We start from the raw sequence: 11,381 nt of genomic DNA, 5'->3' as shown, positions 1-11,381 counted from the left end.
AGTCATGAGCGGCGCGATGCGCAGGATCGGCGAGTACCTCGGCCTGCTCGAGGACACCGGGCGGTACGACGACGAGTACGGCTACGAGGGGGAGTACGAGACCCAGGAGACCGCTCCGGTGCGGTCCCCGAAGCGCGAGGTCCGGCCCGCCCCGGTCTCCGACATCTCCGAGCGCCGCCGCCCGGCCTCCGGTCCGGTGGGTGTCGTCGCCGAGCTGTCCCGGATCACCACGCTGCACCCGCGCACCTACAACGAGGCGCGCACCGTGGGCGAGAACTTCCGCGAGGGCGTCCCGGTGATCATGAACCTCTCCGAGATGGACGACGCGGACGCGAAGCGGCTCGTCGACTTCGCCGCTGGCCTGGTCTTTGCGACCCGTGGCACGATCGAGCGCGTCACCAACAAGGTGTTCCTGCTCTCGCCGCCGAACGTGACGGTGGCCGCCGAGGACAAGGCGCGGATCGTCGAGGGCGGGTTCTTCAACCAGAGCTGAGGGCACGTGCAGGTAGTCGGGTCGGTCATCGAGATCGTCCTCTGGGTCTTCATCGCGCTGCTGTGGATCCGGTTCGTCGTGGACTGGGTGCAGGTGTTCGCGCGGGCCTGGGTGCCCCACGGGGTGCTGCTGGTCGGCCTCGAAGGCGTGTACTCCGCGACCGACCCGCCGATCAAGGCGCTGCGCCGGGTGATCCCGCCGCTGCGGATCGGGAGCATCTCGCTCGACCTGAGCTTCCTGATCGTGATGATCGCGGCGTACGTGCTGCTCCGGGTCAACCGCGAGATCTTCCTGGCCTGACCGGGAGGCGTCGGGCGCCGGTGAGTCGTTCACCTGGGCAGGCGCTATTGTTCGACCGACAGCAACTCTGACGATTGAGAATGGGTGAGGTCATGCCGCTGACGCCTGAGGACGTGAGCAACAAGCGCTTTACTCCCGTCCGGCTCCGCGAGGGCTACGACATGGGTGAGGTCGACCAGTTCCTCGACGAGGTGGAGGCCGAGCTGGCCCGTCTCACGAAGGAGAACGACGACCTCCGGTCGAAGCTGAGCGCGGCCCAGGGCGGTGCGCCGGTCGAGACCGCACCCCAGCCGCGCGTCGAGGAGAAGGCACCCGAGCCCGAGCCGGCCCCGGTCGCGGCCCCCGCCGCCGCGGTCGTCACCGGTCCGGTGGAGACGCTGCGGGTGGAGACCGTCCCGGAGGCGTCGAACGCCGCGGCCCGGCTGCTCGAGATCGCGACGCGGAACGCCGACGAGCTGGTCGAGGAAGCCAAGAACGACGCCGACAAGATCGTCGGCGAGGCGCGCACCAAGGCCGAGCGCCTGGAGGCGGAGTCCAAGACCAAGGCCGACCGCCTGGAGTCCGACGCCCGCACCCGTGCGCAGATGCTGGACTCGGAGACGGCCGAGCGCCGTCGCCAGATGTTCGGCGACCTGGAGAAGGAGCGCGACAAGCTCAACAGCGAGGTCGAGAACCTGCGCTCGTTCGAGCGCGAGTACCGCTCCCGGCTCAAGAGCTACTTCAGCCAGCAGCTGGAGGCGCTCAACACCGGCTCGGACTCCGGCCTCCCGGCCGGCGACGACGCCCCGGCGCCCAAGCGGCTCCGTTCGATCCTCGGCGAGGACGACGCCTGACCCTGCTCCACGTCGGTCGGGCCGCTCGGGCGGCTCGACTGGTGCGGTGTTCCTCGGTGCGGCGGATTTGAGGGCCTTGGGGTCACCCGCTACCCTCCCCGCACACGCTGTGGTCTCCACCACGGCTGCCGAGGCCCGAGGGAGGCCGATCATGGCTCGCAGCACGAGGAAGTCGCTCGCCGGTCAGGCGGCGTCTGCCGCCCGGAAGGTGATGGGTCGCTCGGGCGCGTCCACGAAGGCCGCGAAGGCGACCACGACCGCCGCCTCGGCTCCGGCGAAGAAGGCCCCCGCGAAGAAGGCCCCGCCGACGAAGGCCCCGGCCAAGAAGGCCGTGCCGGCGAAGAAGGCGGCTCCGGCGAAGAAGGCGGCTCCCGCGAAGAAGGCGGCTCCGGCCAAGAAGGCGGCTCCGGCCAAGAAGGCGGCTCCGGCCAAGAAGGCGGCTCCGGCCAAGAAGGCGGCTCCGGCGAAGAAGGCGGCTCCGGCGAAGAAGGCGGCTCCGGCGAAGAAGGCGGCTCCGGCGAAGAAGGCGGCTCCGGCGAAGAAGGCGGCTCCCGCGAAGAAGGCGGCTCCGGCCAAGAAGGCGGCTCCCGCGAAGAAGGCGGCTCCGGCCAAGAAGGCGGCTCCCGCGAAGAAGGCGGCTCCGGCCAAGAAGGCGGCTCCGGCCAAGAAGGCCGCTCCCGCGAAGAAGGCGGCCCCCGCCACCAAGGCCGCCCCTGCGAAGAAGGCCGCCGCGGTGACCACGGCGCCCGCCACCAAGGCTCCTGCCGCGAAGTCCACCCCCGCGAAGTCCACCCCCGCGAAGAAGGCTGCCCCTGTGACCAAGGCGTCCGCCCCCAAGACCGCTGCCAAGACTCCGGCGTCCGCGTCCGCCCGCAAGGCGCCGGCGAGCGCGCTGGTCGTCAAGGAGGGGGAGGCTGCCTGGACGAAGGCCGAGCTCAAGGAGGTCCTCGCCGAGCTCAACGAGCAGCGTGAGCACAGCAAGGCCGTCCTGCAGGCGCAGGAGAACGAGCTCAGCGGGCTGATGCGCGACGCGGGCGACGGCGCCGGTCAGGACCAGGCGGACGTCGGTGCCACGACCTTCGAGCGCGACCAGGAGCTGACGGTCCTCAACAGCGAGCGCGACAAGCTCGCCCAGATCGAGCGGGCCCTGGGCCGCATCGACGACGGGACCTACGGCGTGTGCGAGTCGTGCGGCAACCCCATCGGCAAGATGCGGCTCATGGCGTTCCCGCGTGCCACACTGTGCATGACATGCAAGCAGCGCGAGGAGCGTCGCTGACCGGCGACGAGAACGGGTCCGACCTCGACGTCGCCCCACCCGCCCGGTCCCGTGCCCGGCACCTCGCCCTCTTCGCGGGTGTCGCGCTCACGGCGTACGCCGTCGACGTGGTCACCAAGGTCCTGGCCGTCGAGAAGCTGACCGACCGACCGGACGTCGAGCTGGTCGGCGACCTGCTGAAGCTCCACCTGGTGCGCAACCCGGGCGCGGCGTTCAGCACCGGCACCGCCTACACCGAGGTCTTCAGCCTGGTGGCGGTCGCGGCGCTGGTGGTGATCGTCTGGTTCGCCCGCAGGATCGGGAGTGCGGGGTGGGCCGTGGCCCTGGGCCTGCTGCTGGCCGGCGTGGCCGGCAACCTGACCGATCGCCTGGTCCGCGAGCCGGGCCCGCTGCGCGGGCACGTCGTCGACTTCTTCATGCTGCCGCACTGGCCGGTGTTCAACGTCGCCGACATCTGCATCGACGTGGCCGCCGCGCTGATCCTGGTCCAGGTCTACCGCGGCGTCCGCCTCGACGGCACCCGGAACGAACGCGACGAGAGCCGCGCATGACCACCGGCGCCGACCACCGCAGCCTGACCGTGCCGGAGGGCCTCGACGGCGAACGCGTCGACGCCGCGATGGCTCGCCTGTTCGGCCTGTCCCGCACCCGGGCCGCCGACCTGATCGAGCAGGGGCACGTCGAGATCGACGGCAAGACCGTCGGCGGCAAGAGCGAGCGGGTCGTCCCCGGCTCGGTGCTGGACGTGGCCATCCCGCCGGTGACCGACCCGCTGGCGGTCGTCCCCGAGGTGGTCGAGGGCATCAAGATCATCCACGACGACGACGCCATCGTCGTGATCGACAAGCCGGTCGGCGTCGCCGTCCACCCCTCGCCGGGCTGGTCCGGCCCGACCGTCGTCGGCCACCTCGCCGGCGCGGGGTTCCGGATCTCGACCAGCGGCGCGTCGGAGCGGCAGGGCATCGTGCAACGGCTGGACGTCGGCACCTCGGGCGTGATGGTGATCTGCAAGTCCGAGCACGCCTACTCCGTGCTCAAGAACGCCTTCCGGCACCGCACCGTCGACAAGGTCTACCACGCGCTCGTGCAGGGGCACCCCGACCCGCTGGAGGGCACCATCGACGCGCCCATCGGACGGCACCCCAAGGCCGACTACAAGTTCGCGGTGATGGCCGACGGCCGGCACAGCGTCACCCACTACGAGACCCTCGAGGCGCACCGGTTCGCGAGCCTCCTGGAGGTGCACCTGGAGACCGGGCGCACCCACCAGATCCGGGTCCACATGGCGGCGCTCAAGCACCCCTGCGTCGGCGACCTGACCTACGGGGCCGACCCCAAGCTCGCCAAGCGCGTCGGGCTCCAGCGGCAGTGGCTGCACGCCGTGCGCCTCGGCTTCGACCACCCGGACTCGGGGGAGCACGTCGAGTACGAGTCCCCCTACCCCGACGACCTCGCCGACGCCCTCGAGATCATCCGCGATGCCCACTGACGAGCTCCTCCTCCGGCCCGCGACGGCCGAGGACCTGCCGGCGGTCGCCGACCTCTACCTGCACGTCCGCGAGAGCGCCGTCCCGTCGATGCCGCCGCAGGTGCACACGGTCGAGGAGGTGCACGCGTACGTCGGCGGGTGGGACCTCGACCGGCGCGACGTCTGGCTGGCGGAGCGGTCCGGGACGCCGGTCGGCTTCCTGGTCGTCGACGACGGTTGGCTGGACTCGCTGTACGTCGCGCCCGAGGCGGCCGGTCAGGGGGTCGGCACCGCGCTGCTGGACGTGGCCAAGGGGCTGCACCCCGGCGGGTTCTGCCTCTGGGTGTTCGAGAGCAACGCGGGTGCCCGGCGCTTCTACGCCCGGCACGGCCTGGTCGAGCTCGAGCGCACCGACGGCTCGGCCAACGAGGAGAGGTCGCCGGACGTCCGGATGGCCTGGCCGGGCGTCGAGCCGCTGGCCTTCTACCGCGGCCTGATCGACGAGGTCGACGACCAGCTGGGCGACCTGCTCGCCCGGCGGGCCGCGCTCACCCGCGCGGTCCAGGCGCACAAGCCGACCGCCGCCCGCGACCCCGAGCGGGAGCAGGAGATCGCCGCAGGCCTCGCCCGGAGGGCGCCGGCGCTCGGTCACGAGCGGCTGGCGCGGATCGTGAACGCGATCATCACCGAGAGCCTGGACGCGGCCAGCGAGCTCTGAGCGGCCGGACGACACGGCTGTCGGTGCGTCTCTCTACCGTGGCCTCAGCGGTCGCGTAGTCTGGCGTCCTTCCCCCACGAGCGACGCCGCGACGCAACCGCGGCTCTCTCCGGCATGCCCGCACGACGTACTCGAGGAGTGGCCCGCGACGATGGCGAACGGCTCCCAGGACTCCTTCGTCCACCTCCACGTCCACACCGAGTACTCCATGCTCGACGGGGCGGCCCGGCTCGGCCCGCTGGCCGAGCGGGCGGCCGAGCTGGGGATGCCCGCGATCGCGATGACCGACCACGGCAACGTGTTCGGCGCCCACGAGTTCTACAAGAAGGCGAAGGCGGCGGGGGTCAAGCCGATCATCGGCATCGAGGCCTACTTCGCGCCCAACATCTCCCGGTTCGAGCGCAAGGGCGTCAACTTCTACGGCGGCGGCCCCGACGACGTCTCCGCGCGCGGCGCCTACACCCACATGACGCTGCTCTCGGAGACCACCGAGGGGATGCACAACCTGTTCCGGCTGAGCACCGGCGCGTGGCGCGACGGGTTCTTCAAGCAGCCGCGCATGGACCGCGAGCTGCTCGCCCAGCACAGCAAGGGCATCATCGGCACCACCGGCTGCCCCTCGGGCGAGGTGCAGGTGCACCTGCGGCACGGGCAGTACGACGCCGCGCGCCAGGCCGCGGCCGACTTCCAGGACATCCTCGGCCGGGACAACTACTTCCTCGAGCTGATGGACCACGGGCTCGACATCGAGTCGCGGGTGCGCGACGGGCTGCTGCGCCTCGCCAAGGACCTGCGGATCCCGATGGTCGCGACCAACGACTCCCACTACGTCATGCGCGAGGACGCCCCCTCGCAGGAGCACCTGCTCTGCATCAACTCCGGGTCCACCATGGACATCCCGGCCGGCGACGGCCCGGGCCAGCGGTTCGCGTTCAGCGGCGACGGCTACTACGTGAAGTCGGCCGAGGAGATGCGGGCGCTCTGGGCGGACAAGTACCAGCTCCGCGAGGCCTGCGACAACACGCTGCTGATCGCCGAGCGCTGCGACGTCTCCTTCACCGAGGGCAACGGCACCTTCATGCCCCGGTTCCCCTGCCCGCCGGGGGAGAACGAGGACTCCTGGCTGGTCAAGGAGGTCGAGAAGGGGCTGCGGTTCCGCTACCCGAACGGCATCCCCGACGCGGTGCGCAAGCAGGCCGACTTCGAGGTCGGCGTCATCACCCAGATGGGCTTCCCCGGCTACTTCCTCGTCGTCGCCGACTTCATCAACTGGGCCAAGGACAACGGCATCCGGGTCGGTCCGGGCCGCGGGTCCGGCGCGGGCTCGATGGTCGCCTACGCGATGCGGATCACCGACCTCGACCCGCTCGAGCACGGTCTGATCTTCGAGCGGTTCCTCAACCCCGACCGCGTCTCGATGCCCGACTTCGACATCGACTTCGACGAGCGCCGGCGCGGCGAGGTGATCAAGTACGTCACCGAGAAGTACGGCGACGACCGGGTCTCCTACATCGTCACCTACGGCACCATCAAGGCGAAGCAGGCGGTCAAGGACTCCAGCCGGATCCTCGGCTACCCCTTCGCGATGGGTGACCGGATCACCAAGGCGATGCCCGCGGCGGTGATGGGCAAGGACGTCCCGCTCCAGGAGATCTTCGACCCCGCCCACAAGAGGTACGGCGAGGGCGGCGAGTTCCGGTCGCTCTACGAGTCCGACAACGACGTCAAGCGCGTGGTCGACACCGCGATCGGCATCGAGGGCCTCAAGCGGCAGTGGGGCGTGCACGCGGCGGGCGTGATCATGTCCAGCGAGCCGCTGCTCGACATCATCCCGATGCTCAAGCGCCCCGCCGACGGCGCGATGATCACCCAGTTCGACTACCCCACCTGTGAGGGCCTCGGCCTGATCAAGATGGACTTCCTCGGGCTGCGCAACCTCACCGTGCTCGACGACGCGGTCAAGAACATCAAGATGAACCGCGACGAGGACGTCGTCCTCGAGGACCTGCCGCTGACCGACGAGGCGACCTACAAGCTCCTCCAGCGCGGGGACACCCTCGGTGTCTTCCAGCTCGACGGCGGTCCGATGCGTGCGCTGCTGCGCAGCATGCGGCCCGACACGTTCGCGGACATCTCCGCCGTGGGCGCGCTCTACCGCCCCGGTCCGATGGGCGCGGACTCGCACAACAAGTACGCCCGCCGCAAGACCGGCCGGGAGCCGGTCGAGGCGATCCACCCCGAGCTGGCCGAGCCGCTCGCGGACATCCTGGGTGAGACCTACGGTCTGATCGTCTACCAGGAGCAGGTCATGGCGATCGCCCAGAAGCTCGCGGGCTACAGCCTGGGACAGGCGGACATCCTGCGCCGGGCGATGGGCAAGAAGAAGAAGGAGGAGCTGGACAAGCAGTTCGCCGGCTTCTCCCAGGGCATGCAGGACCGCGGCTACTCCATGGCGGCGGTCAAGACGCTCTGGGACATCCTGCTGCCGTTCTCCGACTACGCGTTCAACAAGGCGCACTCCGCGGCGTACGGCCTGGTCTCCTACTGGACCGCCTACCTCAAGGCGAACTACCCCGCCGAGTACATGGCCGCCCTGCTCACCTCGGTCAAGGACGACAAGGACAAGTCCGCGATCTACCTCAACGAGTGCCGCCGGATGAAGATCCAGGTGCTCCCGCCCGACGTGAACGAGTCCGCCCACAACTTCACCCCGGTCGGCCGCGACGTCCGCTTCGGCCTGACCGCGGTCCGCAACGTCGGCGCCAACGTCGTGGACGGCATCGTGTCGGCGCGCGAGGAGAAGGGCCGGTACGCCGACTTCAACGACTTCCTCGAGAAGGTGCCCGCCCAGGTCTGCAACAAGCGGGTCATCGAGTCGCTGATCAAGGCCGGGGCGTTCGACGAGATGAAGCACCGGCGCCGCGCGCTGGTGGCGGTGCACGAGAGCGCGGTCGACCAGTTCGTCGACATCAAGCGCAACGAGGCGATCGGGCAGGACTCGCTCTTCGGCGGCCTCGACGACGCCGACGGCGGGTTCGGCGTCAGCGTCGCGATCCCCGACATCGACGAGTGGGACAAGACGACCCTGCTCGGCCACGAGCGGGAGATGCTCGGCCTCTACGTCTCCGACCACCCGCTGCTGGGTCTCGAGCACGTGCTGGCCAACGGCACCGACTGCACCATCGGACAGCTGATGCTCGACGAGGAGCGTCCCGACGGCGCCTCGATCACCATCGCGGGGCTGGTGACGTCGGTGCAGCGCAAGATCACCAAGCGCGGTGACGCCTGGGCGATGGTGACGCTCGAGGACCTCGACGGCGCCATCGACGTGCTGCTGTTCCCCAGCGCCTACCAGCTCGCCGGCCCGCACCTGGTCGAGGACGCGATCATCACGGTCCGCGGCCGCCTCTCCCGGCAGAAGGACCAGCCGGAGGTGCACGGGCAGGAGGTCAGCGTCCCGGACCTCTCCGACGGTCCCTCCGGCCCTGTGGTGATCAGCCTGCCGTCGACGCGGTGCACCCCACCGGTCGTGGAGCAGCTCAAGGAGGTGCTCGGCACCCACCGCGGGATGACCGAGGTCCGCCTGCGACTCTTGACGCGTGAGCAGACCATGGTCATGCGGCTCGACGACGGGCTGCGGGTCACGCCGAGCCCGGCGCTCTTCGCGGACCTCAAGCAGCTGCTGGGGCCCGGATGCCTGACCGGGTGAGCCCGGACCGCGCGTCGCTCCGTCCCGCGCTCGTCCAGCTCGCGCTCGCGATCGCCGTGCTCGCCGTCGCCGGCGTGCTCGCCGGCGTGGTCTGGGAGTGGGTGTGGACCCCGCCGCACGGTGCCGTGCTCGACCACACCTGGAAGCCGCTCGACGAGTCGAGCCTGCGCGGCCAGTTCACCGGCACCGGCTGGTACGTCGTCGTCGGCAGCATCGCGGGTCTCGTCGGTGGTGCGCTCGTGGCGCTGTTCCTCGACCGCCAGCCGCTGGTCACCCTGCTCGGGGTGCTGGTGGGCTCCGCGCTCGGTGCCTGGCTGATGTACGTCGTCGGGGTGGCGCTCGGACCCGACGACCAGGTCGAGGCGGCCCGCACGGCCAAGGACGGCACCCACCTCCTGGGCTCGCTGGACGTGTCCGGCGCGAGCCCGTGGATCGCCCTGCCGGCCGGTGCGCTGGTGGCGCTCACGCTGGTGTTCCTCGGCCTGTCGGCCGTGCACCGGAGCACGGAGCACCCGCCGCCTCCTCGTCACGTGGCTTAGGATTCCGGGGTGTCCGGGACCACGGAGTACCTCGACAGCCACGACGGTCAGCCCACGCCCACCGGGCTGGGCAGGACGCCGTGGATCGTCGGTGGCGCGGTCGCCGTGGTGGCCCTGCTCGGCGCCGGCGCCTGGGCGGCGTGGTCGTTCTTCTCGACCGGGCCGCAGCCGGCCGAGGCGCTGCCGGCCTCGACGGTCGCCTACGCCAGCGTGGACCTCGACCCGAGCGGCGGCCAGAAGATCGAGGCGCTGCGCACCCTGAGGAAGTTCCCGGCGTTCCGCGACCAGGTCGGTCTGAGCACCGACGACGACGTGCGGAAGTGGGTCTTCGAGCAGGTCCAGGACTCCGGGACCTGTCCCGACGTCGACTACGGCGACGACATCGAGCCCTGGCTGGGCGACCGGATGGCGGTCGCCGCCGTCGACCGCGGCGAGGACTCCCCGGTCCCCGTGGTCGTGCTGCAGGTCAGCGACCAGGACGCCGCCGACGAGGCGCTCGCGACGCTGCGCGACTGCGGCGGCGACCTGGCCTGGACGATCGACGGCGACTGGGCGCTGCTCGGCGAGACGCAGGAGGTCGTCGACGGCGTGGCCGCCGACGCCACCGACGAGCCGCTCTCGGAGGACGCCGACTTCGAGCACTGGACCGACGAGTCCGGCGGCGACGGGATCGCCACCGTCTACGTCTCGCCGAGGGCCGGTGAGCTGCTCGCCGACGAGCTCGGCGGCCTGCTGCCCGGTGATCCGCTCGCCGCGATGCCGCAGGAGTACGGCACGTGCGAGGCGCCCTGCACCGGCTACTCGTGGACCGGGCCGGAGGACCTGCCCTCCGAGGCCGCGGACGCGCTCGACGGCTTCGGCGGGATGGCCGCCACCCTCCGGTTCTCCGACGGGTCCCTGGAGCTCGAGGTCGCCGGGGACGCCGGCTCGGCCCAGTCCGCGCTCGAGGGCAGCGAGGCCGGGGACGACGTCCTCGCGACGCTCCCCGACGACACGGGGGTGGCGATCGGCGTCGGCTTCGTGGAGGGCTGGCTCACCGACCTCGTCGGCGAGGACGCGCTGCGCGAGCTCGCGGCGCAGACCGGTCTCGACCTGCCCGAGGACGCCGAGACGCTCGCCGGCCGGTCCGCCGCGCTGGCCGTCAGCGGTGACATCGACCCCGACAGCCTGCTCGACAGCCCGGACGGCGCCGGTGTCCCGGTGGGGCTGAAGGTGGAGGGCGACGCCGACGCGATCTCGTCCGTCCTCGAGGACCTCGGAGAGCCGTTCGGGAGCGACAGCGAGGGCGACGTCGTGGCCATCGGGCCGGACCCCGACTACCGCGAGGCCCTGCTCGCCGACGGGGGGCTCGGCGACACCGACGTCTTCCAGCGGGCGGTGCCCGACGCGGAGGACGCCTCGGCCGTGCTGTTCGTCGACTTCGACGCGGGCAGCTGGCTCGACAGCCTGGCCGGCGACGACCAGGAGGTCGCGGACAACCTCGCGCCGCTCCAGGGGCTCGGGGCGAGCCTGCGGACCGCCGACGGGACGACGCACCTGGTGCTGCGGGTCACGACCGGCTGATCGGGGCCACCGTCGCGCCGATGACCCGGACCAGGTCGTCGGGGGCGATGCCGAGGTCGAGGCCGCGCCGGCCGCCCGAGACGTAGACGGTCGCGAAGCCGAGCGCGCTCCGGTCGAGCACGGTCGGGTGCGCGCGCTTCTGGCCGACCGGGGAGATGCCGCCGGCGACGTACCCGGTGGCGCGCTCGGCCGCGGTCACGTCGGCCATCGACGCCTTGCTGGCGCCGAGCGCCCGGGCCAGCGCCTTGAGGTCGAGCTGCCCGGCGACCGGCACGATGCCGACGGCGAGCCGGCCGTCGACGGTCGCCATCAGCGTCTTGAAGACCTGCGCCGGGTCCAGGCCCAGGGCGGCGGCGGCCTCGAGCCCGTAGGAGGCCGCCCGCGGGTCGTGGTCGTACTCGTGCAGGGTGAAGGCGATGCCCGCCGCGGTCAGGGCGACCGTGGCCGGTGTGCTGCCGGCGGACCTCTTCCTGGCCATC

General features: G+C 71.4%; 11 protein-coding genes. 10 read left to right on the top strand and 1 reads right to left on the bottom strand.

From position 1 onward, the window contains the following. Positions 1 to 4 precede the first annotated feature (4 nt). The 10 genes from ACILQ5_RS15150 (at position 5) to ACILQ5_RS15105 (ending at position 10,902) form a co-directional block, all read left to right on the top strand. The gene (locus ACILQ5_RS15150; RefSeq protein ID WP_395658854.1) at positions 5 to 493 is read left to right on the top strand and encodes a cell division protein SepF; all 489 of its coding nucleotides are present in this window, start codon (positions 5 to 7) and stop codon (positions 491 to 493) included. 6 nt (positions 494 to 499) lie between these two features. After that, positions 500 to 793 (top strand): YggT family protein, encoded by a 294-nt coding sequence (locus ACILQ5_RS15145; protein WP_395658853.1) that lies wholly within the window; start codon positions 500 to 502, stop codon positions 791 to 793. 92 nt (positions 794 to 885) lie between these two features. Further along, the gene (locus tag ACILQ5_RS15140; RefSeq protein WP_395658852.1) at positions 886 to 1,626 is read left to right on the top strand and encodes a DivIVA domain-containing protein; all 741 of its coding nucleotides are present in this window, start codon (positions 886 to 888) and stop codon (positions 1,624 to 1,626) included. 151 nt (positions 1,627 to 1,777) lie between these two features. Further along, entirely contained in the window at positions 1,778 to 2,905 is a 1,128-nt protein-coding gene (locus ACILQ5_RS15135) for a TraR/DksA family transcriptional regulator (RefSeq protein WP_395658851.1), read from the top strand. Further along, a complete protein-coding gene (gene lspA, locus ACILQ5_RS15130) occupies positions 2,878 to 3,456 on the top strand; it encodes a signal peptidase II (RefSeq protein ID WP_395658850.1) in 579 nt (192 codons plus the stop codon). Before ACILQ5_RS15135 ends, lspA begins: the two co-directional genes overlap by 28 nt. Beyond that, entirely contained in the window at positions 3,453 to 4,394 is a 942-nt protein-coding gene (locus ACILQ5_RS15125; RefSeq protein WP_395658849.1) for an RluA family pseudouridine synthase, read from the top strand. Before lspA ends, ACILQ5_RS15125 begins: the two co-directional genes overlap by 4 nt. After that, positions 4,384 to 5,091, top strand: a complete 708-nt coding sequence (locus ACILQ5_RS15120; protein WP_395658848.1) for a GNAT family N-acetyltransferase — start codon at positions 4,384 to 4,386, stop codon at positions 5,089 to 5,091. Before ACILQ5_RS15125 ends, ACILQ5_RS15120 begins: the two co-directional genes overlap by 11 nt. Positions 5,092 to 5,242: 151 nt before the next feature. Continuing rightward, positions 5,243 to 8,800: a DNA polymerase III subunit alpha gene (gene dnaE, locus ACILQ5_RS15115; protein ID WP_395658847.1), complete on the top strand. Its 3,558-nt coding sequence runs from the start codon at positions 5,243 to 5,245 to the stop codon at positions 8,798 to 8,800. Beyond that, the gene (locus tag ACILQ5_RS15110; RefSeq protein WP_395658846.1) at positions 8,797 to 9,339 is read left to right on the top strand and encodes a hypothetical protein; all 543 of its coding nucleotides are present in this window, start codon (positions 8,797 to 8,799) and stop codon (positions 9,337 to 9,339) included. The genes dnaE and ACILQ5_RS15110 overlap by 4 nt, the downstream gene beginning before the upstream one ends. 9 nt (positions 9,340 to 9,348) lie before the next feature. Beyond that, positions 9,349 to 10,902 (top strand): DUF3352 domain-containing protein, encoded by a 1,554-nt coding sequence (locus ACILQ5_RS15105; RefSeq protein ID WP_395658845.1) that lies wholly within the window; start codon positions 9,349 to 9,351, stop codon positions 10,900 to 10,902. Here ACILQ5_RS15105 and ybaK read toward each other — a convergent pair. After that, positions 10,889 to 11,380, bottom strand: coding sequence for a Cys-tRNA(Pro) deacylase (ybaK, locus tag ACILQ5_RS15100; RefSeq protein WP_395658844.1), 492 nt, complete (start codon positions 11,378 to 11,380; stop codon positions 10,889 to 10,891). The two genes, ACILQ5_RS15105 and ybaK, sit on opposite strands and share 14 nt — an antisense overlap. Position 11,381: the final 1 nt, after the last annotated feature.

Origin of the sequence: Nocardioides sp. (genome assembly GCF_044226305.1) — a bacterium.
In the GTDB taxonomy this organism is placed as follows: Bacteria; Actinomycetota; Actinomycetes; order Propionibacteriales; family Nocardioidaceae; genus Nocardioides.
This window is presented reverse-complemented; position numbering and strand designations above follow the sequence as displayed.

Bases quoted from the DNA above. Each gene is read 5' to 3' on its own strand.
- ybaK (WP_395658844.1), bottom strand. From the start codon at position 11,380: ATGGCCAGGAAGAGGTCCGCCGGCAGCACACCGGCCACGGTCGCCCTG.
- ACILQ5_RS15150 (WP_395658854.1), top strand. From the start codon at position 5: ATGAGCGGCGCGATGCGCAGGATCGGCGAGTACCTCGGCCTGCTCGAG.
- ACILQ5_RS15125 (WP_395658849.1), top strand. From the start codon at position 3,453: ATGACCACCGGCGCCGACCACCGCAGCCTGACCGTGCCGGAGGGCCTC.
- dnaE (WP_395658847.1), top strand. From the start codon at position 5,243: ATGGCGAACGGCTCCCAGGACTCCTTCGTCCACCTCCACGTCCACACC.
- lspA (WP_395658850.1), top strand. From the start codon at position 2,878: ATGCAAGCAGCGCGAGGAGCGTCGCTGACCGGCGACGAGAACGGGTCC.
- ACILQ5_RS15135 (WP_395658851.1), top strand. From the start codon at position 1,778: ATGGCTCGCAGCACGAGGAAGTCGCTCGCCGGTCAGGCGGCGTCTGCC.
- ACILQ5_RS15120 (WP_395658848.1), top strand. From the start codon at position 4,384: ATGCCCACTGACGAGCTCCTCCTCCGGCCCGCGACGGCCGAGGACCTG.
- ACILQ5_RS15140 (WP_395658852.1), top strand. From the start codon at position 886: ATGCCGCTGACGCCTGAGGACGTGAGCAACAAGCGCTTTACTCCCGTC.